This window comes from Xanthomonas sp. NCPPB 1132, assembly GCF_056629235.1.
On the sequence record NZ_CM152819.1, the window covers coordinates 4,477,908 to 4,501,272 of the forward strand.

Below are 23,365 nucleotides of genomic sequence, written 5' to 3' on the forward strand. Positions count from 1 at the left end.
GCGACCAGGAACGGGAGGGCGCTGTAGACGCTCACGGTCAGGCGGATGCCGTCCACCACGGCCTGCGGCTGCTGCGGCGCGCCCGCCTGGTAGCCGTGGTGCGCCAGGATGCCGGCGACCAGCGCGCCGCCGATGCTGAGCCCGATCTTCAGCCCGCACAGCATCGCCGAGAAGATGATCGCGGTAGCGCGGCGATGGTTCTTCCATTCGGAGTAGTCGGCGACGTCGGCGATCATCGCCCACAGCAAGGGGATGGTGATGCCGTAGCAGAAGCCGTGCAGCATGAAGGCGGCGAAGGCTACGCCGATCGCGGTGGGTGGCAGGACGTAGAACACCAGCAGGAACAGGGTGGAGACCAGCAACGCGCCGCCGAAGGCATCGCGCTTGCCGAAGCGGTCGGCCAGGCGCCGCGAGAACCCGATGCCCAGGATCATGCACAGGATGCCGCAGGCGTTGAACAGGCTGAACGCCGAGGTCGCCGGATCCTGCGGCCAGGTGAAGCCGGACAGGCCCCATCCGCCGAGCAGCGCGTTCACCCCGCCGATGAAACCGTTGAAGCCGGAGGCATCGAGAAAGCCGGCCAGCGCGGCCCCGCTGAGGTAATACTGGAAGTAGTAGATGTAGGTGCCGCCCTTCAGCGCCAGGTTGACGAAGACAAGCACCGTCAGCGCCAGCATCACCTTCCACGGCCGGTTGTGCAGCAGGTCGGTCAGGTCCTGCAGCACACCGGCGCTCTGTTCCTTGGCCGGCACGATGCGCTCGCGGGTGGTGGCGAAGGTGATCAGGAAGAACAGCGTGCCCACCACCGCGAACACCGTCATCAGCCGCTCGAAGCCGCGCACGTTGTCGCCGTCGCCCAGGATCAGCACCAGCGGCAGCAGCAGCACCTGGATGATGAACTGCGCAATCATCACCGCCACGAAGCGGTAGGCCGACAGGCTGTTGCGCTGGGTCATGTTGCCGGTGAGCACGCCGCTGAGCGCCGAGTACGGCAGGTTGTTGGCCGCGTACACCAGCATCAGCAGGCCGTAGGTGGTCAGGGCGTACAGCACCTTGCCGCGCGCGCCCAGGTCCGGGGTGCTGAAGGCGAGCAGCGACAGCACGCCGAACGGGATCGCCGTCCACAGGATCCACGGCCGGAACTTGCCCCAGCGCGTGGCCGTGCGGTCGGCGGCGATGCCGATCAGCGGGGTGAACACGAACGCGCCGAGCAGACCGATCACGAAGATGATCGTCGCCGCCGTGGCCGCCGGCAACCGGTACACATCGGTGTAGAAGAAGGCCAGGTAGGTGATCAGCGTCTGGAAGATCAGGTTCGCCGCCAGGTCGCCCAGGCTGTAGCCCAACTTCTCGCGCATCGACAGCGTGTGCGCGGTGGTCTCCGCACTGCGGGCCTCAGTCACGGCGCGCCTCCACGGTGAAGCCGGCATGCACGCGGGCATCGGCGCTGGAGCCGCCGATCCGCACTTCGTAGCGTCCCGCCGGCACGACATACGCGCTGCGCGCCTCGTCGTACTGCCGCAGCGCCTGCTGCGCATCCAGCTCGAACGTCAGGGTCCGCCGCTCGCCCGGGGCCAGGCGAACGCGTTGGAAACCGCGCAGCGTTTGCTGCGCATCGCCGGGCGCGGCCGCCAGCCGCCGCACGTACAGCTGCGCGACTTCGTCGCCGGCGCGCTTGCCGGTGTTGGCCACCTCCACCTGCAGCTTGAGGCGTCCGTCGTCGGCGATGCGCGGCGCATCCAGATGCAGCTTGCCGTAGTCGAAGCGCGTATACGACAGGCCGTGGCCGAACGGATACAGCGGCTTACCGCGGAAGTAGCGGTAGGTGCGGCCTTCCATCGCGTAGTCGTCGAACGCGGGGAGCGCCTTGTCGGCCCGATAGAACGTCACCGGCAGGCGACCGGCGGGGTTGACCTCGCCGAACAGCGCCTGGCCCACCGCGGTGCCGCCGCGCTGCCCCGGATACCAGCTCATCAGGATCGCCGGCAGATGCGCCTGCGCCCAGTCCACCGCCAGCGCCGAGCCGCCGGTCAGCACCATCACCACCGGCTTGCCGGTGGCGTGCAGCGCTTCCAGCAGGGCGCGCTGCGGCGCGGGCAGGCGCAGGTCGGTGCGGTCGCCGCCGGCGAAGCCCGGGTAGTCCACCTTCATCTCTTCGCCCTCGACGTCGCCGGTCAGGCCGCCGACGAACACCACCACATCGGCGCTGCGCGCGGCATCCAGCGCCTCGTCGAACGGCGGCTTCGCGCCGGGCATGCGCCAGCCCAGGCGCACGCCGGCGTCGCGCTCCGCGTCGTAGTACTCCAGTTTCACCGCATAGGCGCGGCCCGCCTGCAGGTCCAGGTCCACGCCGTCGGCGCGCATGCGGTCACTGTCGGTCCAGTGATCCAGCACCAGCTTGCCGTCCAGATAGAGGCGGAAGCCATCGTCGGCCGCCGCCTCGATCCGGTAGCGGCCCGAGACCGGCGGCAGCAACTGGCCGCTCCAGCGGATGCTGAAATGATCGTTGGGAATGCCCTGCCCCGGCCCCGCTTCGCCGCGGGCCAGCAGGTTGTCGGTCGGCGAACCGCGGTCCCAGCGGAAGCCGATCTGCGCGTCGGTGCGGACCAGCGCCGGCGTTCCCGACAGATCGGGCGTGCGGAAGTATTCGCCGCGCAAGCCGCGTTCCGGCGAGTCCGCCGAGGGCCGCAGATACGTCGCTTCGATCAGCGGCGTGGCGCTCGGATCGTCGCGCCCTTCGACCAGATCCACGCCGCGCGCATAGCGCACCTCGATGCCCTTGGCCGCGTCACGGATGCCCTGCAGGATCGTCACCGGCGCCGCCGGCGTGCCGAAGTAGTTGCCGAGCAAGGCCATGGTGTCGTCGGCGGTCGGGCCGACCACGGCGATGCGCTTGAGCGTGCGCGAGAGCGGCAGCACGCCATCGTTCTTCAGCAGCACGAGCGATTCCTGCGCGGCCTGCAGCGCCAGCGCATCGTGCGCGGGCGCCTGGTTCACCGACGCCGGAATCCGCGCCCAGCGCACGCGCTCGGGTGGGTCGAACATGCCAAGCCGCATGCGCGCGGTGAACAGGCGCGTCACCGCATCGTCGATCTCCGCTTCGCCGATCAGCCCCTGGCGTACCGCCGCCGGCAGCGTGGCGTACTCCTGGCCGCACTCCAGTTCGGTGCCGTTCTTGACCGCCAGCGCCGCGGCGGCCTCGCGACTGGGCGCCAGATGGTGATGCTTCCAGATATCGACGATGGCCCAGCAGTCCGACACCACGTAGCCGGTGAAGCCCCAGTCGCGGCGCAACACGTCGCGCAGCAGGAACTGGCTGGCGCTGGCGGACTCGCCGTACACCCGGTTGTAGGCGCCCATCACCGCATCCACCTTGCCCTCCTTCACCAGCGCCTCGAACGCCGGCAGGTAGGTGTCGTAGAGGTCGCGCTTGCTGGGGCGCGCGTCGAAGTGGTGGCGGTCGGCCTCCGGGCCGCTGTGCACGGCGAAATGCTTGGCGGTGGCGTCGAGCTTGCGATACACCGGATCGTCGCCCTGCAGTCCGTGCACGAAGGCCACGCCCATGCGCGCGGTGAGGTAGGGATCCTCGCCGTAGGTTTCCTGGCCGCGGCCCCAGCGCGGGTCGCGGAAGATGTTGATGTTCGGCGACCAGAAGGTCAGCCCCTGGTAGCGGCCATGCGCGCCCTCGCGCAGGAACTGGTGGTGCTTGGCGCGCGCCTCGTCGCTGATGGTGGTGGCCACCTGCCCCATCAAGGGCACGTCGAAGGTGGCGGCCAGCCCGATGGCCTGCGGAAACACGGTGGCCTGCCCGGCCCGCGCCACGCCATGCAGCGCCTCGTTCCACCAGTCGTAAGCCGGCACGCCCAGGCGTTCGATCGCCGGCGCGGCGTTCTGCATCTGCGCCGCTCTCTCCTCCAGGGTCATCTGCGCGACCAGCGCCGCCGCGCGGGCTTCGAAGCTGGCCGAGGTGTCCTGCCACGGCTTGGCGTCGACGGCGTCGGCGGCATGGCCCACGCCGGCCAGCGCGGTGGCGGCGCACAGGGCCAGCGTGCGGAACAGGCGGCTGCGAACACCGCTGCGAAAGGAAGACCTGCGCGTCATCATCGTTTGCTCCTGGGGGCGCGCTCGTCGCGCGCGAAGGGACCGAGCAGGGCGCCCACGAAGCCGCCTGCACGATCCGTGCTCAACACGGTTCCGTCGACGTCGTCGGCGAGGGTCTGCCAGCCCTGCCCCGCGCCGGCGTCGAACGCGAACGCAAACGTGCCGGTGTCGCCGGCGATCTTCAGGCGCAGCGACGTGGACGCGTCCACTTCGCGGCTGGCAACGGTCCTGGTCGCGCCCTTGCCCGCGCGCGCTTCGAGGAACACGGCCACGCGATCGCGGCCGAGACTGCGCACGCCGAGGAAATACCACCAGTCCTCGTTCTGGAACGCCGCCAGCCCGGCCGCCACGCCCGCTTCGGGGCGCGTCAATGCGGTGCTGGCCTCGAACCGCAGATGCTGCTGGCGGCGTCCCAGGAACGCGGGGTTGCGCAAGGTGTCCAGGCTCTCCGGCAGCGGATGTACGGCCAGGCTGCCCGGACGCGTGCGCAGGTCCACCCAGTCCTGCCTGGGCACGCGCACGCGCAACCAGCCGCGACCAAGTGTCGGTGCGTCGAAGTCGTCGTGCTCGGCGAAGTTGCCGGTGGACGGCGCCTGCGACACCTCGCCCTGCATCCACGACGGGGCCTTGACCGCATACGGGATGGCCTGCCCGGCCGGCAGGATCACCGGCCAGCCGTCACGCCACTGCACCGGCAGCAGGTAGGTCTCGCGGCCGGTGTTGTAGTGGCGCACGTCGTAGGTGCGGCTGGCCAGGAACACCGCCCACCAGGAACCGTCGGGCCCTTCCACCAGGTCCGCATGCCCGGCATTGGCGATCGGCAGCGGCCGAGCGTCGGGCAGGTCGCGCTGGGTGAGGATGGGATTGCCCGCGTACGGCTGGTAAGGCCCCCAGACCTCGCGGCTGCGCAGCACCACCTGCGAGTGCTGCGGCCCGGTGCCGCCCTCGGCGTCGGACAGGTAGTACCAGCCGTCGCGTCGATACAGGTGCGGCCCTTCGATCCAGATCGGATTCTTTGCCGGCTCCACGCCGCCGTCGATCAGTACCTTGCGCGGCCCGACCGGGGTGAAGGTCGCCAGGTCGAGCTGCTGCATCCAGATCGCACGGTGGCCCTCGTAGCGCGGCGGGCCAGGCGGCGCGTCGTTGTTGAGCAGGTAGACACGGCCGTCGGCATCGAAGAACAGCGACGGATCGATGCCGCCGATGCCCGGCAGCCAGTGCGGGTCCGACCAGGGGCCGGCGGGATCGCGCGCGGTGGCGATGAAGTTGCCGCCGCTGTCCACGGCGGTGGTGACCACGTAGAACACGCCGTCGTGGTAGGAAATGGCCGGCGCGAAGATGCCGCGCGACACGCTCAGGCCATCGAAATCCAGTTGCTCCGGCCGCTCGATCACGTTGCCGATCTGCGTCCAGTGCACCAGGTCGACGCTCTCGAACACCGGGATGCCAGGGAAGTAGGTGAAGCTGGAATTGACCAGATAGAACCGCCCGTTCGCGCGGACGATGCTCGGGTCGGCGTGGAAACCGGCCAGGATCGGGTTGCGGTAATGCCCGGCCGGCAGCGGCGCATCGAAGGCCGTGTCGCGCCCGGCGTAGTCGAACCAATCGAAATAGACCGGCGGTGCCGGCGCGGCCCACAGCGGCGGCAACGCCGCGGACAGCAGCAGCAAGGCCGTGGCGATCAGCGCACGCATCAGGGAACCTCTGCAGAAACTGGCAGTTCGAACGGTCCCGCCGGCGCGCCGGTACTGTCGCGCAGCGTGCAGACCGGGCCGTCGGCCCAGCAGTAGCGCACGCGCTTGGCGGAGGCAGCCTGCGGGCTGCGCAGCACCACGTCGCACCCGTCCAGCGCGGCGTCGGCATAGGTACAGCGCTGCGCCTGCGCGTCGCAGAGTTCGAAGCCGATGGGGCCGTTGGCGCCGGTCGTGACCAGGCGGCCGACGACATCGTCGAACGCGATCCGCACCGCGCCCTGCGTGCGCGACGCCGTGCGTGGCGTCGGACCGGATGGTGCCAGTGCGCGTTCGCCATAGACCACATGGCGCGCCACCTGTGCCAGGCGTCGCCCCAGTTCCTGCTTGTTGGGCGGATGGATGTCGTAGGCATCGCCGATGTCGATGGCCACCGCGAGGCCGCTGTGCGGGTCTTCCGCGGCCACGCGGCGCTGCGCCTCGCGCACCTGCGCCCAACCGCTGTCCACCGGGGCCTGCGGCGGCAGGCCGTAGCCGGCGAGCTGCACCACCAGCAGCGGCATCTTTACGCCGAACTGCCGGCGCCAGTCGTCGCGCAGGCCACGCAACCGCGTCGCGTAGGCGGCGGCGTCGCCGGTGTTGGATTCGCCCTGGTACCACAGCATGCCGCGCAGCCCGTAACGTCCCAGCGGCGCGATCATGCCGTTGGACAGCGTCGACATGCCAGAGGCCGCATGCCATGGCGCCAACGGCGGTGACTGCGGATCGGGCGCAATGCGGTACTGCCAATGCCGATCCAGGACGATGCGCGTGCCATCGGCCAATTCCACAGCATGGGCAGTGGCGGGGCCTGCCAGTCCGCCTTCGCCGTAGGTATCCAGCACGTTGACGACCACCGTGTTGAGGCCCGCCTTCAACAGGCCGGGCGCAAGCGCATACCGGCGTGGATCGCTCGGCGCGTTCTGGCTGCCCACGGCCACGCCGTTCACCCAGGTCACGTCGGTTTCGTCGACCGGCCCCAGCACCAGCCATGCGCCCTGCGCCGCTTGCGCGGCGCTCAGGCTGACCTGCGTGCGATACCAGACCATGCCGTTGTAGTCGGCCAGCGCCGGCACGCCCCAGCGCTCCCATGCGCCGAGCGCCTCCGGCGCGTCCTGCCACCCCGTGCTGTCAGCACCCGGTTGCCATGGCGTATCGCCCTGCTTGGCACTAGCGCGTGTGGTCCACCACTGCTGCCAGTGCCGGCCCCAGCGCGCGCTCGCCGCGATGGGGTCGGTGGCAGACAGCGCCAGCACGTCCAGCGCGGCGTCCATGCCACCCTGTGTACGCAGGGCGTCGGCGCTGGTCCAGGCCTCGATCCGCGCACCGCCCCAGGCCGCCTGGATCAGCCCCATCGGCACCTTGACCGTCTTCTGCAGCTCCCGCGCGAAGTAGAAGCACGCGGCCGAAAACTCGCGCACCGTGTCCGGCGCAGCGGGTCGCCACGCGACCGCAGCCGCGAACGCATCCCGCGGCGCGACCGCCGCGGCCTTGGGCACGGTGAACAGACGGATGTTGGGCTGGGCAGCGGCGGCCAGTTCGCGGCTCGCATCCAGCGCACGCCACACCGGCAGCTCCATGTTCGACTGCCCGGAACACAGCCACACATCGCCCACCAGCACATCGCGCACGACCTGGCGCGCCTGTCCCGCGCGCACGGTCATGTCGTAAGGACCGCCCGCGGCGACCGGCTTGAGCGTGGCACGCCAGTGGCCTCCGGCATCGGCACGTGCGCTGACCGCCTGCCGGGCGAAGGTCACCGACACCGTGGCACCCGGCGCGGCGTTCCCCCACACCGGCATCGGCCGGTCGCGCTGCAGCACGGCGTGATCCTGGAACAGCGCATGCAACAGCGGCGTCGCCGCGTCCTGCGCCACGCTGGGCGTGGCGCCGCACCCCAAGGCCGCCGCCAGCAACCAGCCCGTCCACGTTGTCGGCTTCATCGTCCATCTCCCGGTGCGGAAGGAAACTGCAGGGCCTGGTACCAGGCCAACGGATGCGGCGGCGCGGTTTCGCCCGCGGGCAACGGCCGTCCGCTCACCGACTGGAAATACGCCACGCTGGCATCGCGCCACCACTGCGCTTCGCGCAGCTGGATGCGCAGGAACGCCGCCACCTGCGCGTGCCGCTCGGCGTCCACCTTGCCGCGCAAGCCGTCCCAGGTGGACTGCATGGCCTGCACCTGGCGCACGCCTTGCGTATAGCGCCCAACCAGTTCGTCCCACAACGGCCGTCCGGAGGCCATGCGGTAGTCCCACGGCACGTGGTGGAACCACAGCAGCAGCGACTCGGGCACCCGCGCCGCGTCGCCATATACGGCCGCCACGTCCGGCGCGTACTGGCTCACCGCATTGCTGCCATGCGCAGTGCGATCGAAGCCGATGCCATCGCGGTCGGCGCGGTGGTAGTACACCGCGGTCCAGTCCGCGCGCGGGCCGCCGTCCACCCAGGGGCCGGGACCGTAGTGGTGGCCGCGCGCCATCAGGTGGTGCAGGCCCAGCGGGGTCATGTAGTTCACCGCCGCCTCGCGCGAGCCCATCATCATCCCCACGATCGGCTGCACCACCTCGGGCGCCGGCGAGAACGTCATCGCCGCCCAGTCCTCGGCGATGGCGCGGGCGGATTGGTGCGGATTCCAGGCCAGGCGACCGAAGGCGTACCAGTTGGCCTGTTCGAAGTGCGAGCCGCTCCAGGTGCGGTCGTTGCCGATGTTGGCGACGCCGGCGATGCCGGTCAGGGCATGGCCCTCCAGCGTTCCGTCCACCACATCCGCCACCGTGGACCCCGCGCCACGGGCGTGGGTGTCGGACTGCAGCACCTCTTCGTACAGCGGCCCCAGGTACACCAGGTGCGTGGCGAAGCCCAGATACTCCTTGGTGATCTGCACCTCCAGCATCAGCGGTGTGCGCGGCATCGCGCCGAACAGCGGATGGAACGGCTCGCGCGGCTGGAAGTCGATGGGCCCGTTTTTGACCTGCACGATCACGTTCGGGCGGAAGGCGCCGTCGAGGCCCACGAACTCGGTGTACGCCTGCATGGCGCGATCCACCGGCACGTCGTGGGCATAGACGAAGGCCCGCCACATCACCACGCCGCCATGCGGCGCCAGCGCATCGGCCAGCAGGTTAGCGCCGTCGGCATGCGAGCGGCCGTAGTCCTGCGGGCCGGGCTGTCCCTCGGAATTGGCCTTGACCAGGAAGCCGCCGAAATCCGGAATGCGCGCATAGATCTCGTCGGCCTTGTCGCGCCACCAGCGCTGCACGGCCGGGTCGCGCGGATCGGCGGTCTTCAACCCGCCCAGTTCGATGGGCGCGCTGAAGCGTGCGCTCAGGTACACGCGGATGCCGTAGGGCCGGAACACGTCCGCCAGCGCCGCCGCCTTGGCGAGGTAGGCCGGCGCCAGGCTCTGCGCATTGGCGTTGACGTTGTTCAGCACGGTGCCGTTGATGCCGACCGAGGCATTGGCGCGCGCGTAGTCGGTGTAGCGCGGGTCGCGCCACTCCGGCAGGCTCTGCCAGTCCCACAACGAGCGGCCGGCATAGCCGCGCTCGACATGGCCGTCCAGATCGTCCCAATGGTCGAGCACGCGCAGCCGGATCCGTGGCGACTCATACACCGCGAGCGCGTCGAGCGACGCGCCGGTCTGCAGCAGGCGCAGCAGATGGAACACCCCGTACAGCACGCCGATATCGCGGCGTGCGGCCACCAGCAGCACCGCGTGCCCGTCGATGCGCGTGCGCTTGAGCAGGTAGCCCTCCTCGCCCAGCGCCGCGATCTCCTCGCGGAACGGCGCAAGCGCTGGCGACGACTGCGGCGTGCCCAGCACCACGGCGTGGTCGCCGGTCGCCGCGGCCCGCATCGCCGGCGCGCGCCCAAGCAAGCCGGTAAGGCCACGCACCAGCTCGTCGCGTGCCACACGCTGCGTCGGGGTCTGCTCCGGCGCCACCACCTCGTCCAGACGCGTGTTGTCATCCGCGCGCGCGGCGCCTTGCGACGGCAGATAACGCATCCACAGCGCAGCGCCGTCCTCCGCGCGCGCGACGCCCGCGCAGGCCATCAGCGCGATGGCAGCACACGCCATCCAGTGACACCGAATGACATGCGAATGCCCACCAGGCAGCGCCAGCAAACCTTGTAAGCTGCGGGCGTGCCCGCGGCGCGGCAGCGTCAGCAAAAAGAAAGGGAACGCGTTTTGGACAAGCCGAAGAAAGCGGTCCGCCGCAAGACCAGCGGGGTGACGATAGACGAGGTGGCGGCCCTGGCCGGCGTCTCGCCGATGACCGTCTCGCGCGCGATCAACCAGGGCAAGGTGCGCGATGCCACGCGCGAGCGCGTGATGCGCGCGGTGCGCGAGCTGGGCTATACGCCCAACCTGGCGGCCAGTTCGCTGGCCGCCGCGCAGCACACGCGCATCGCCCTGATCTACATCAATCCCAGCGGCGCCTACCTGCGCGAACTGCTGGTCGGTTTGCTGCGCGTGGCGTCCAACGCCGCCATCCAGCTGGTCATCCACTACTGGGAAGACCTGGACGCCGACGCCGAGCGCAAGGCCGCGCGTGCCCTGGGCGGGCGCGTGGACGGCGTGATCCTGCCGCCGCCGTTGTGCGAGTCGCAGGCGGCGGTGACCGAACTGGTCAAGGCCGGCATTCCGGTGGTCGCGATTGCCGCGGGGCGGCTCAGCGACGCGATCTCCTGCGTGCGCATCGACGACTTCCACGCGGGCAAGGAGATGGCCGAGCACCTGATCGGCCAGGGCCATCGGCGCATCGGCTTCATCCGCGGCCGCCAGGATCTCAGCGCCAGCGCGCGGCGCTACGAGGGCTTCGTCACCGCCCTGCAGGAGGCCGGGCTGAAGATCGAGCCCGGCCTGGTCCAGCAGGGGGACTACACCTACCGCTCGGGGCTGGCCGCCGCCGAGAAGCTGCTGTCGCAGCGGCGGCCACCGACCGCGATCTTCGCCAGCAACGACGACATGGGCGCGGCGGCGATCTCGGTCGCGCACCGGCGCGGCCTGGAGGTGCCGCGCGACCTGTCGGTGGTGGGCTTCGACGACACCTCGGCCGCCACCACCGTCTGGCCGGAACTCACAACCATCCACCAACCGATCGCCTCGATGGCCGACGCCGCCATCGACATCCTGCTGCGCAGCATCCGCCGCAAGCGCGACGATGCGCGCGTGTCCAGCGACCACGTGGTGCCGCACCGGCTGGTGCTGCGCGGTTCGGTCGCCGGTCCGCCCAAGGGGCGCTAGCGCAGGACGCAGGCTCATGCGCTCGGGCATGCGACGGTGGTCTCCGCTTCGTTGAGTGCGCCGAGCGCGACCCGCGACACCGACAGCGTCATCGTGCCCGCCGTCGCCAATGCCCAGGGGCGATCCAGCTTGCCCAGATCCGCGCCGGCCGCCGCCAGGCACTTGAGCGGCACGCCCATGCGCGTCCACTGGCCCACCGGCAGGGCGGTCAGCGTCGGCCCGATCGCCACCCGCGCAGTGCAGCCGCTGCCGCAGCCGACCGCCAGCCACGCCTCGCCCCGCGGTGCGGCGTCCACCCGCAGCGTGGTCACCAGCATCAGGTCGCCGTTGCTCTCGCGCTGCAGGTCCAGCGGCGTATGCGACTGCAGCGCGACCACTGCTTCGCGTCCGCCCGACCAGGCGAGGCGGCGCCCGTCTTCCTGCGCCAGGTGATCCACGCCGGTGACGTTCAACAGCGCGCCGTCGAGCGATTCCGGCACGCGGGTGACGGTCACGCCCTGCCCGTTGCTTCCTTCCAGGCGCAGGGCCATGCCCGGGCCGGCCGCGCCGCGGGCGAAGAACACACCGGCCGCACCTTCGTTGCCGGTGAGGCCGGAGACTTCCGGCAACCTGGCCAGGTTGCCGTTGTCGGCATAGCGCAGGCCGTAGCCGAAGGCGAACAGCGGGTCGTAGCCCTGTTGCCCCACGTTGTTGGCGTACTGCGTGGCCGTGCGCGGCCAACTGAAGCTCAGCGTGCCCTTGAAGTCGTGCTGCACGCCGCCCTGCGCAGTACGCAGCAACACGTCGGCGATACCCGCGCCTTCAGATCCGGGCAGCCACGCCGCCACGAAGGCATCGGCCGCGTTGAGTTCGCGGTTGACCCACAGCGGGCGCCCGCTGAGGAACACCGCGACCACGGGAATGCCATCGGCCTTGAGCCGCTTGATCAGCGCCAGGTCGGTGTCGTCTCCCGGCTTGTAGGCCAGGGTCGGCCGATCGCCCTGGAACTCCGCGTAGGGATTCTCGCCGAACACCACCACCGCCACGTCCGGCCTGGTCGTGTACTTGCCGTCGACCGCCAGCACGGCCTCGCCGCCCGCGGCCTTGGCCTGCTGCGCGAACCCTTCGTAGATGGTGTCCGCGTTCGGGAAGTCCTTGCGGGTGGTGCCGGTGCCCTGCCAGTTCAGCGTCCAGCCGCCGGCCTGCTTGCCGACGTCGTTGGCGCCGTCGCCGGCCACCAGGATGCGTTGCGTCGGCGACAGCGGCAGCACGCCGCCCTGGTTCTTCAGCAGCACCAGCGACTCGCGCACCGCCTGCCGTGCCACCGCCCGATGCGCCGGTGCGCCGATCAGCGCGAACTGCCCACCGACCGCGCGCGCCGACGGCTTGCCCGCCTCGAACAGGCCCAGCCGCATCTTGACCCGCAGGATCCGGCGCACCGCATCGTCCAGGCGCTGTTGCGAGATGGTGCCGTTCTTCGCCGCCGCCAGCGTGGTGGTGTAGAAGCCCTTCCAACTGTCCGTGGCCATGGCCATGTCCAGGCCGGCGTTGATGGTGGCCGGGCAGTCGGTGGGCGTGCAGCCCTTGACCTGTCCGTGGCCGTTCCAGTCGCCGACCACGAAGCCGCCGAAGTGCATGCGTCCCTTCAGCGCATCGGTCAGGTACGCCTTGTGGCCGTGCATCTTTTCGCCGTTGACGCTGTTGAACGAGGCCATCGCGGTCTGCGCGCCGGCGGCGATGGCCGGCGGATAGCCGGCGGCATGGATGCGCACCAGCTCGGCTTCGCCGATTTTGGTGTCGCCCTGGTCCCGGCCGTCGGTGGTGCCGCCATCGCCCAGGAAATGCTTGACCGAGGCGTTCACATGGCGGCCATCGAGGAAGTCCGGCGTTCCCACCTTGCCCTGCAGCCCTTCGACCATCGCGCCGGCGTAGCTGGCCACCACCTCGGGCGATTCGGAATAGCCCTCGTAGGTGCGGCCCCAGCGGTCGTCCTGCGGCACCGCCACGGTCGGCGCAAAGGTCCACTCCATGCCGGTGGCGCGCGTTTCCAGCGCGGTGATTTCGCCGATCCGGTGCAGCAGCGCCGGGTTGCGGGTCGCGCCCAGGCCGATGTTGTGCGGGAACAGCGTGGCGCCGACGATGTTGCTCTGCCCGTGCACCGCATCGATGCCGAACAGCACCGGAATCGCCTTGCCGCCGTGCGAGGTATCCATCGACGCGGCATAGAAGGCATCGGCCAGCGCCAGCCGTTCGGCCGGCGCGGCATCGTAGCGGCCGCCGGGATCGGAGTTGCCGCCGGCCAGGATCGACCCCAACCGATACCTGCGCACGTCCTCCGGGGTGAGGCTGCCGATGTCGCCCTGCACCAGCTGGCCGACCTTCTCCTCCACCGTCATGGTGGCGATCAGGTCGGTGAGGCGCTGTTCCAGCGCGGGATCCTCGGGCAGCGGCCAGCGCACGCTGGGCCAGGGGCTGGCCTCCGCGCGGGCGGGCGCCGCGGCCTGGACGTCGCCCTTGCACACGGCAAGCGCCAGCAGCAGCGCGGCCAGCAACGCGCCGCTGTGGCGGGTGGAATGGGTGTCGGTCACGGCGCTGCTCCTTGCCGCCGCGCTCAGCGCAGCAGGTACTGGTTGATCAGGTTCTCGTAGCGCTCCTGGCGGCCGCTGATCTGCCGCGGCTCGCCGCCCTTCGCCCCCACTGCGGCCAGCTCGGCGAGGCCGAGCGCGCCGCGCGCGAAGTCCTGGCCGGCGCCGCTGTCGAAGCTGGCATAGCGCTCCTGGCGCCACTGTTCCCAGGGCGAGTCGGTGAGCAGCGCGTGGGCCACTTCCAGCCCGCGGGCGAAGGCATCCATGCCGCCGATGTGGGCAATGAACAGATCCTCCAGTTCGGTGGACTCGCGGCGCACCTTGGCGTCGAAGTTCAGGCCGCCTTCCAGGCCGCCCTGGCGCAGTACCACCAGCATGGCGCCGACGGTGTCGTACAGGTCGGTGGGGAACTGGTCGGTATCCCAGCCGTTCTGCGCGTTGCCGCGGTTGGCGTCGATGCTGCCCAGCAGGCCGTGGTCGGAAGCGACCTGCAGGTCGTGTTCGAAGGTGTGGCCGGACAGCGTGGCGTGGTTGGCCTCGATGTTGAGCTTGAAGTCCTTGTCCAGGCCATGCTGCTTGAGGAAGCCCGCCACCGTCGCGCTGTCGAAGTCGTACTGGTGCTTCATCGGCTCCATCGGCTTGGGCTCGATCAGGAAGTTGCCTTTCAGGCCGATGCTGCGGCCGTAGTCGCGCGCCATGCTGAGGAAGCGCGCGAAGTGCTCGAGTTCGCGCTTCATCTGCGTGTTGACCAGCGAGGCATAGCCTTCGCGGCCGCCCCAGAACACGTAGTGCTCGCCGCCCAGTTCCACCGTCGCCTCCAGCGCCGCCTTGACCTGCACCGCGGCGCGCGCCACCACGGCGAAATCGGGATTGGTCGCGGCACCGTTCATGTAGCGCGGATGCGAGAACAGATTCGCCGTGCCCCAGAGCAGCTTCATGCCGGTCGCGTCCTGGCGCGCCTTGGCCAGGCCGACCATGTGCCTGAGGTTCTTCTCGTACTGGCCGGCATCGTCGGCGTCCGGCGCCAGGTCGATGTCGTGGAAACACCAGTACGGCACGCCGAGCTTGGTGAAGAACTCGAAGGCCGCATCCACTTTCGCCTCGGCGGTCGCCATCGGCGCGCCGACCTCCCACGGGAACTGGCGCGTGCCCGGGCCGAACGGATCCTGCCCGGCATTGCAGAAGGTGTGCCAGTAGCACACCGCAAAGCGCAGATGGTCCTGCATGGTCTTGCCGCCGATGACCTTGTTGGGGTCATAGACCTTGAAGGCCAGCGGGTTGTCCGAGCCGCGGCCCTCGAAGGGGATGCGGCCGATGCCGGGGAAGTATTCCTTGGCGCCGATGAAGGGCTGGGTATGCATGGTGCGGGTTCCTGTCGTGGTGGGAGGGAGTGCGAAACGGAAGATCAGCCGCGGAACAGCGGCATGAACGCATCGAGGTGGCGCAGGAAGCGCGCATAGGCCGCGGCATAGGCCTGGGTGCGCGCCGAATCCGGACGGGCAGATAGCTGCGGATCGACCGCCACATGCTGTTGCGCGATGTCGGCGATGGAGGCGGCATCGCCGCGTGCCAGGCCCACGGCCCACAGCGCCTGCAAGGCGGCGCCGAACGCCGCGCCTTCCGGCTGCGTGGGCACATCCACCGGCAGGCCGAACACATCGGCCACCAGTTGCCGCCACGCGCCGCTGTTGCTGCCGCCGCCGGTCAGCACGATGCGCTCGAAGTGCATGCCGGCACGCACGAAGGCGTCGAAGCCGTACTTCAGGCTGTAGGTCGCCCCTTCCATCGCCGCGCGATAGACGTGGGACGGGGTCATGTTGTGCGTGTCCAGGCCCGCCAGCACGCCCTTGCCCAGCGGCAGGTCGGGCGTGCGCTCACCGTTGAGGAAGGGCAGCATCACCAGCCCGTCGGCGCCGGGCGCGGTGGCGTGCAGGTGCGCATCGCCGTCGCGGCTGCTGAAGCCGAACGCGGCGGCGACCTGCTCGGTCGCCACGGTGCAGTTCATCGTGCAGATCAGCGGCAACCAGCCGCCGGTGGAGGAGCAGAACGCGGCCCACGCGCCGTCCGGGTCGACCACCGGCGTGTCGGAGTAGGCGAACAGGGTGCCGGAGGTGCCCAGGCTCATCGCCAGGCGGCCGGGGACGACGCAGCCGGTGCCGATGGCCGCCATCATGTTGTCGCCGCCGCCGACGGCGACCTTCAGCGTCGCCGGCACGCCGAGCAAGTTGGCCGCGGCCGGGTCGATGTCGAACAGGGCATCGGGTGCGGCCAGGCGCGGCAGGCACTCCGCCAGATCGCGCTGCGGATCGGTGGCACGCAGCAACTCGGTCGACCAGGTGCGCGTGCGCACGTCCAGCCAGCCCGTGCCCGAGGCGTCGCCGTATTCGCAGAAGCGCTGGCCGGTCAGCACGAAGTTGAGGTAATCGTGCGGCAGCAGGATCGTGGCGAGCCGCGCGTAGGCGTCGGGCCGATGGGTCTTGGTCCACGGCAGCTTGGACGCGGTGTAGCCGGCCAGGATCGGGTTGCCCGCCAGCGCGATGGTGCGCGCCGCGCCGCCGAGCGCGTCCATGATCTGCACGCACTCGGCCGAGGTGCTGGTGTCGCACCACAGCTTGGCCGGTGCCAGCACCTCGCCTGCCGCATCGACCGGCACGAACCCATGCTGCTGGCCCGAGACCGCCAGCGCGCCGAGGCGCGAGCGCAGCGCAGGATCGATGGCGTGGAAGCAGGCCTGCAGGGCCGCGACCCAGTCGGCCGGATGTTGTTCACGGCTGCCATCGGCGGCGGAATGCAGCTCCAGCGGCGCACTGCTGCTGGCCACGACGCTGCGCCCGACCGGATCGTAGACCACGACCTTCAGGCTCTGCGTTCCCGCATCGATTCCGGCTACCAGTTCCCGTTCTTCCACGTCGTACCGCCTTCTCGTTAGCGCTATCATTTTTGGACGGCAGCGTGTGTGCCGTTACGCCAGGGACGCGCTCCGCTGCCAGACGTCCGGGGTCGCCTTGCAGTAGCGCTCGATGAACTCCGCCTGCGACGGCATCGCCGCGCTGGCCTGCTGCAGCGGCTGCCGGATCCGCGTCAGCAGCGTGCGCAGATCCGCATCGCCAATGGCCGCGGCCAGCGGATGCGGCGGCCCGGGCTGGATCCCCTGGCCCAGCAACACGCTGGTCCAGGAATCCACGCGGAACAACTCGCCCGGGTCCTGCCAGGCGTGCGCCCGTTCGCGCCAGGCGCGCAGCCGGATCGCCAGCGACTCCGGCAGCGCCATCTCGCGGCAGGCTTTCCACATCGGCTCGTCGCGCTGGGTGGCGTGGTAGTGCAGGATGATGAAATCGCGCACGTGCTCCATCTCCTGGCGGCTGACCGTGTTGTACAGCTCCACCAGCGCCGGGCTGATGCCCTCGTGTGGAAACAGCTGGATCAGGCGCACCACCGCACTGATGGTCAGGTGGATGCTGGTCGATTCCAGCGGCTCGATGAAGCCGCTGGCCAGACCCAGCGCCACCACGTTCCTGTTCCATGCCTGCAGCCTGCGCCCGCTGCGGAACGGCACCAGCCACGGGTCGCGCAGCGGCGGGCCGTCGACGTCGCGCAGCAGCTTGGCGTGCGCCTCGTCGTCGGACATGTGCCGACTGGAGAACACCAACCCGCAACCGACCCGGTGCTGGAGCGCGATATGCCAGCGCCACCCGGCCTCATGCGCGATGGCACGGGTATACGGCACCGGCGGCGCGACCGCCTCGGTCTGCACCGCCACGGCGCGATCGCTGGGCAACCACTCGCGCCAGTCTTCGTAGCCGGTGTGCAGGGTCTGCTCGGTCAGCAGGCCGCGGAAGCCGGTGCAGTCGATGAACAGGTCGCCTTCGATGAGCTGCCCGTCTTCCAGCAGCAGCGCCGCGACGGAGGCGTCGTGCGCATGCTGCCGCACCTCGCGGATCTGCCCTTCCACCCGGCGCAGGCCGTAGCCTTCGGCCTTCTTGCGCAGGAACTTCGCGTAGAGCGCGGCGTCGAAGTGATAGGCGTAGTTGACCTGCGGCTGGGTCTCCAGCGAGAACCGGTCCGCACGCGAGGCGACGCTTTCCAGGCAGAAATCGCCCAGGTCCGACGGCATGCCGCGGCGCAGGCTGTCCAGCCAGAAATGATGGAACGGCGTAGCCCAGGTGCCCTGCCCGATCGTGCCGAACGGATGGATGAAGCGATCGCCGGGGCGACGCCAATGTTCGAACGAGATCGACAGCTTGAACGTGCCGGCCACGGCGCGCAGGAACTCCTGCTCGTCGATCTGCAGAAAGCGGTGGAAGGTGCGGATCGGCGGCACGGTCGATTCGCCGACGCCCACGGTGCCGATCTGCTCGGACTCCACCAGGGTGATGTCCAGGCGATCGCGGAACTGGTGGGCCAGCGCGCAGCCGGCCAGCCAGCCTGCGGTGCCGCCGCCGGCGATGACGACCTTGCGGATGCGTCCGTCCGTGGTGTTGGCCAGGTTCACGACAAGATCCCCATCAGCGGTTGAGCCGCGCCAGCAACTGCGCGCGCACCCGGCGCGCCCGTGCCTCGTCGAACGGCGCCAGCTCGCCCCGGGCGGCTTCGGGCAGGTGCTGCCCTGCGCGCTCGCCGGGGCCGAACACGTAGTACTCGAACAGCTTGGCCCAGGCCTGCTTCTCGCGCGCCGGCAGATCGCGCAGCGCCCACATCGCATGCTGCAGCGCCGTCAGCGGCGAGGGCAGGAAGGCCGGCGCACTGCGCCACCAGTAGTTCACCAGCACGTTGAACGGCGCCAGGCTGCGCACGTGATGCCACCACATGCTGGGGATGAAGAGCGCATCGCCCGGCTCCAGCTCGGCGTGCCGCGCGCTGGCGAGGGCATCGCGGAAGCGCGGATAACGCGCGAAGTCGGGGCGATCGAAATCCACCACACTGACCACCTGGCCGCCCGGCGTGGGGTCCAGCGGCCCCGGATACAGGTTGTCGATCTGCTCCGGCGGAAACAGGGTGACGCGGCGCCGGCCCACCGCACAGCAGGCCAGGTTGTCCGGCGTGTCGAAATGGCAGGAGGCGGTCACGCGGTTGCCGATCCAGATGCTCGCCAGTGCATCGATGCCCTGCCCGGCCAGGCCGGCATCGTTGGCCTGCGCGAATCCGGGCAGCGCCCGCGCGATCGGCAGCGACGCGACGTAGTAGGTGGGCGGCCGCGGATCCTCGAAGGTCGCGGCGATCGCCTCCAGCACCTGCGTGAGCGGTCCGCGGCGGACCTCGAAATTCAACGCGGTGAACTCGGCGTTGTAGAACGGGCGTCCTTCGATCCCGGGTTCGCCGAACGAATACGGCACCGGCACGCCCGCATCGAACCCGCGCAGGTAGGCCATTGCGTCCTGCATGGAGCGCAGCCCGGCCTGCACCAGCCCCCAGTCGCGCGCGATGCCGCGCAGCACCACCGGCTCCCCGGCCGCCACCAGGTCCTGCACTGGTAACGCGGTGGGCTGCACGCCCTCCAGCGTCCGCATGGCGCCGCCGTCCGGCATGCTCAGTTCCTGCCTGCCGCGCCAGCGGCATCGTGCAGGCGCAGGCGTCGCTGCTTTTCGGCGATCAGCCGCCGCATGTTGTGCAGCGACGCCAGCATCAGGAACGCGCCTTCCAGATAGCCGGCGCGGTTGAGTGCGGCCAACACGGCACCGTCCAACTGGGCCAGGCGCTCGCGGTCGATCGCGTGCAGGCCGTTGACGCCGACCCGATGCTGCGCATCGAGTTGCACGTCGAGCGCCACCGGCTGGATCAACCCGTGCGCATCCAGCGCGGCGAACATGTCCGCACCGAAGGCGTTGCCCTCGTGGATGCCACGCAGCACCGTGGCGATATGGTCGAGATAGGCCGTGTTGCCGCCCTGCGGCAGGAACACCGGCTCGCCCTGCATCGCCGTCACCCGCGGATGCTCCATGTCCACGTGCAGCACCGCTTCCTGGGTGAGCACGCCATCGATGCGCTGCTCCTGGAACCCGATCAGGAACGGCCCCTTGGCCGCCGCCCCGGGGAGATACGAGGCCGTCCAGCGCCGATCCTGCAGGAACAGGTTCTCGTGCTGCTCGAACCCCAGCAGCGCCACCGACTGCCAGGCGCCGTCCGCCGGGTCCTTGCGCAGGAAGATCGGATACTCCCGCTGCAACTCGGCGAACTCGCTCGGGTAGGCCGGCAGCATGCCCACCGCGTCGCCGAACTCGGGGCCGAAGTCGGTGGCCACGCGCAGGTCGCGGTGGGCGATGTTGTTGAGCATTTCGTAACGCGGCATCGTGTTGCGCACTCCGGGTTGACGCCTTGCACCGGACGCCGCCGCGAGCGCAGCGGCGTCGGTGGGCACGCGAAGAGAAACTCCCCGCCTTCCTCAGAACCTGTAGCGAACGCCCAGCATGTAACGCGGACTCTGGTCGGCCAGCTTCACGATCATCTGCGAGGTACGCGAGCGCCAGCGCACGTCCTCGCCGGTCAGGTTGATCGCTTCCAGGCCGAACGACCAGTTGTCGTTCAACGTATAGTTCACGCTGAGATCCCACTGTTCGTAGGGTTCCACATAGTACGGGTTGCGGCTGGTGCCCTGGTTGGCCAGGATCAGGTACTGGTCGCGCCAGTTCCAGGCCAGGCGCACCGACCAGCCGTACTTCTCGTACATCAGCACCGCGTTGGCGGTGTCGCTCAGGCCGGTGAGCGCGAACTGGTCGATGCCCGGGTCGCCACCGTTGTCGTAGCCGACGTCGCCCTTGACGATGGTGTAGTTGGCGAGGATGCCGAACCCGGTATCGCCGAGGAAGTACTGCCCGCCGAGCTCCCAGCCGTGCAGCTTGGCCTGGTTCTGGTTGATCGGGCGGTTGACGTTGAACTCGTACAGCGGGTCGTCGGCCTCGCCGTAGATATCGTAGGCCGCTTCGGTCGCCAGCACCTGCGCACCGGTGCCGTTGTAGGCGGCCAGGCCGGCCGGGTTGTTGCGCAGCAGGGCCAGCGCGGTGAACAGCGAGGTATCGTTGGCCGAGCAGGCCGCCGCATTAGCCGGGCCGACCTGTGCAAGACAGGCGCCGCTGGTGAGGAACGCCAGCGCCGTCCTCGCGTCCGGACCGGAGGTCGGATCGCGCAGGCCATACAGGTTCTCCTGCACCACGGTGTTGCCGATGAAGTTGTTGACCGACTTGTTCCAGTACGTCACCGACAGATAGCTCGCGTCGGCGAAGTACCACTCCAGCGCCAGGTCGAGGTTGTCGGATTCCAGCGGCTTCAGCGACGGGTTCTGCGCGGTACCGCTGGCGCGCGAGGACGGATCGATCAGCACCGAGCCGAACGGCTGCTGCGCCCCGGGGCCGGCATACAGATTGCCGATCGGCGCACGCGCGATGCTCTTGCCGAACGAGACGCGGCCCTTCAGCGTGTCGGTGAGGTCGATGCTGAAATCCAGGTTGGGCAGGATGTAGCTGTACGTGGTCTTTTCGCTGAACGGTTGCTGCTCGTTGGACAGCACCACGCGGAAGTCGTTGTTGGACTGCCACTCGATCGCCTCGGGCGTGGCGATGATCGAGGTCGACACCACGTCGGTGGTCTCGTAGCGCACGCCGAGCCGGGTATTGGTGCGCCGACCGGCCAGCTCGCCATCCAGTTCCACCTGGAAATACGCCGAGCGGGTCTTCTCCTCCACGAAGTTGTCGGCGGCGCGCTGCGGGCTCACGCCCAGGCCGACGCCGTACTGGCTGGCCGCCCACTCCGCGAGGCGGCCGGCATCGCCGCGCCATGCCGGCCAGCTGGTGCCGCTGTAGTCATGGAACAGGCCGATGATGTTGACCGGCTGCATCAGGTTCATCAGGCCGCCGGCGGTATCCCGGTCGACGTTGGCCACGCCCCAGTCGCCCAGGGTGGAATACGCCTCGGCCGCCTGGATGCGGTGCGTGGTCGACTTGTTGGTGTCCACGCCGAACTGGAAGCGGCCCTGGTCGAAACTCCACTCGCCGTCCACGCGCGCCTGCTTGATCTGGCTGATCTGGCTCTGCGAATTGACCCGCAGTACCTGCGTGCCGATCTCGCCCGGCACGAAGCCCGGGTTGACCACACCGTTGACGTTGGCCGCGGCAGCGGCGTCGCTCGGATACCAGACCTGGGTGCCGATCGGCAGGCCGTTGTTGAAGTTCAGCTCCTGCACCCAGGATCCGCCGCAGTGGGGGCCGGTGGTGCAGTTGTTGGTGCCGGCAATACTCATGAACAGCGAGCCGCCGCCGGTCAACGGATCGTTGGGGCGGCTTTCGTTCTTCGAGTCGTGCGCATCGAAGCTCAGCTTGAGCCGGTCGGTCACGTTCCACACCGCATTCAGGCCGAGCGAGCCCAGCTTGTACTTCTGCATGCTGCGCTGCTGCTCGAGGCCGAAATCCTTGGTGCCGGCGATCTCGCGGATGTAGGTCGGCACGGCCACCGCACCGCTGGTGTCGAAGGTCACGTCGGTGTAGTTGCTGTTCTGCAGCCACATGCCCTGCTCGCCACGATTCTCGGTGATCTCGTTGGTCGAGTAGGTGTAGTCCAGGGTCAGGGTCAGGCTGTCGGTGGGCGCGAACTGCAGCACCGCCTGGCCGTTGACGCGCTCGCGTTCGAACTCGGAGAACGCATAGCGCAGGTCGTTCGGGCGCGCGTACAGCGCGCCGATCTGCGGCGCATTCACCACGGTCGGGTTGCCGGGCATCGAGCCGGTCCACGGCTGCACGTTCCAGTAGTTCTCGGTGGCCTGCACCGAGCCGCCCTTGCGCTTCTGGTAGCTCGCGCTCACGCCGACGCCGAAGGTCTTGTCCGGATTGGTGTAGCTGAAGATGCCCGACAGTTCCGGGGTGATGTCATCGTCGAACGGCTGGCTGCGGTCGGAGACCGCCTTGGCGCCGGCGCTGGCGACGATGCCCTGGTGGTCGAACGGGCGCGCGGTCAGGATGTTGATGGTGGCGCCGATGCCCCCGCTGGGCATGTTGGCCTGGCTGGTCTTGTAGACCTCGATGCCGTTGATCGCTTCGGCGGCGAGCTGGGCGAAGTTGAAGGCGCGGGTACCGCCGTCGACGCCGCCGATGGCGACCTGCCCGGCGGCGCCGAACGCATCGGCGCCCGGCATCTGCCGCCCGTTGAGCGTCACCATGTTGAACTGCGGGCCGAAGCCGCGCGCGGTGACCTGCGCGCCTTCGCCATCGCGCCGCTCGATGGAGATGCCGGTGATGCGCTGCAGGGATTCGGCCAGGTTGGTATCGGGGAACTTGCCGATGTCCTCGGCGCTGATGGCATCCACCACGCCCGCGGCGTCGCGCTTGATGTCCATCGCCTGGCTGAGGCTGTTGCGCAGGCCGGTGACCTGGACGGTATCCAGTTGCGTCGGGCTGCTCTGCGCCTGCTGCTGCGCGGCCGGCGCCGGCGCCGGCGTTGCGGCGTCCTGTGCGAAGGCGGGATTGATGACCAGCACGCCGCCGACGAACGTGAACATGGCCCTGGATTTGAACTTCGCCAGTGCGCGGCTCATGGACGAGCCCTCAGGTCTGGCGTACGACGAAACATAGAAGCGCTCATGACTCTCCCCTCTGACATGCGATCGATGGATGTATCGCCCCTCCCCCAAGAGGCACGCACGGGCGATGCCCGTTTTCCACGCCGAACATCGCAGCGCGCTGAGCGTTCGCTGCGACTCAAACTCCGTTTCAGGATTGCCAGACCACGTGTGGCAA

At 69.5% G+C, this 23,365-nt stretch carries 12 protein-coding genes and 1 pseudogene; 1 reads left to right on the top strand and 12 read right to left on the bottom strand.

What is annotated here, in order from left to right; translation table 11 throughout:
* Nucleotides 1–8 precede the first annotated feature (8 nt).
* The 5 genes and pseudogenes from AC1G9L_RS19230 to AC1G9L_RS19250 form a co-directional block, all read right to left on the bottom strand.
* Nucleotides 9–1,493: pseudogene (locus tag AC1G9L_RS19230) on the bottom strand (MFS transporter); the annotation flags it as partial.
* Nucleotides 1,396–4,101 carry a glycoside hydrolase family 3 protein gene (locus AC1G9L_RS19235; protein ID WP_481071191.1) on the bottom strand — a complete coding sequence of 902 codons (2,706 nt, stop codon included), beginning with the start codon at nucleotides 4,099–4,101 and terminating at the stop codon, nucleotides 1,396–1,398. The gene AC1G9L_RS19235 and the pseudogene AC1G9L_RS19230, both read right to left, overlap by 98 nt.
* Nucleotides 4,101–5,795, bottom strand: coding sequence for a family 43 glycosylhydrolase (locus tag AC1G9L_RS19240; RefSeq protein ID WP_019799084.1), 1,695 nt, complete (start codon nucleotides 5,793–5,795; stop codon nucleotides 4,101–4,103). The genes AC1G9L_RS19235 and AC1G9L_RS19240 overlap by 1 nt, the downstream gene beginning before the upstream one ends.
* Complete coding sequence (locus AC1G9L_RS19245; RefSeq protein WP_019799083.1) at nucleotides 5,795–7,774, bottom strand: sialate O-acetylesterase; 1,980 nt, start codon at nucleotides 7,772–7,774, stop codon at nucleotides 5,795–5,797. The genes AC1G9L_RS19240 and AC1G9L_RS19245 overlap by 1 nt, the downstream gene beginning before the upstream one ends.
* A complete protein-coding gene (locus AC1G9L_RS19250; protein WP_019799082.1) occupies nucleotides 7,771–9,912 on the bottom strand; it encodes an alpha-glucuronidase family glycosyl hydrolase in 2,142 nt (713 codons plus the stop codon). The genes AC1G9L_RS19245 and AC1G9L_RS19250 overlap by 4 nt, the downstream gene beginning before the upstream one ends.
* A 111-nt stretch (nucleotides 9,913–10,023) precedes the next feature.
* On the opposite strand from AC1G9L_RS19250, the gene AC1G9L_RS19255 reads away from it, so the two are divergent.
* On the top strand, nucleotides 10,024–11,082 hold the full coding sequence (locus AC1G9L_RS19255; protein ID WP_019799081.1) for a substrate-binding domain-containing protein: 1,059 nt from the start codon (nucleotides 10,024–10,026) through the stop codon (nucleotides 11,080–11,082).
* A 14-nt stretch (nucleotides 11,083–11,096) separates the two neighbouring features.
* Here AC1G9L_RS19255 and AC1G9L_RS19260 read toward each other — a convergent pair whose 3' ends face one another.
* The 7 genes from AC1G9L_RS19260 to AC1G9L_RS19290 form a co-directional block, all read right to left on the bottom strand.
* Nucleotides 11,097–13,649, bottom strand: a complete 2,553-nt coding sequence (locus AC1G9L_RS19260; RefSeq protein WP_481069738.1) for a glycoside hydrolase family 3 protein — start codon at nucleotides 13,647–13,649, stop codon at nucleotides 11,097–11,099.
* A 23-nt stretch (nucleotides 13,650–13,672) separates the two neighbouring features.
* Nucleotides 13,673–15,007, bottom strand: a complete 1,335-nt coding sequence (xylA, locus tag AC1G9L_RS19265; RefSeq protein WP_481069739.1) for a xylose isomerase — start codon at nucleotides 15,005–15,007, stop codon at nucleotides 13,673–13,675.
* 44 nt (nucleotides 15,008–15,051) lie between these two features.
* Entirely contained in the window at nucleotides 15,052–16,554 is a 1,503-nt protein-coding gene (xylB, locus tag AC1G9L_RS19270; RefSeq protein ID WP_019799511.1) for a xylulokinase, read from the bottom strand.
* A 54-nt stretch (nucleotides 16,555–16,608) separates the two neighbouring features.
* The gene (locus AC1G9L_RS19275) at nucleotides 16,609–18,138 is read right to left on the bottom strand and encodes a tryptophan 7-halogenase (RefSeq protein WP_019799512.1); all 1,530 of its coding nucleotides are present in this window, start codon (nucleotides 18,136–18,138) and stop codon (nucleotides 16,609–16,611) included.
* Nucleotides 18,139–18,151: 13 nt separating this feature from the next.
* Nucleotides 18,152–19,171, bottom strand: coding sequence for a cupin-like domain-containing protein (locus AC1G9L_RS19280; RefSeq protein ID WP_019799513.1), 1,020 nt, complete (start codon nucleotides 19,169–19,171; stop codon nucleotides 18,152–18,154).
* 2 nt (nucleotides 19,172–19,173) lie between these two features.
* Entirely contained in the window at nucleotides 19,174–19,932 is a 759-nt protein-coding gene (locus AC1G9L_RS19285) for a SapC family protein (RefSeq protein WP_481069740.1), read from the bottom strand.
* 93 nt (nucleotides 19,933–20,025) lie between these two features.
* Nucleotides 20,026–23,163, bottom strand: a complete 3,138-nt coding sequence (locus AC1G9L_RS19290; RefSeq protein WP_019799515.1) for a TonB-dependent receptor — start codon at nucleotides 23,161–23,163, stop codon at nucleotides 20,026–20,028.
* Between the last annotated feature and the right edge of the window lie 202 nt (nucleotides 23,164–23,365).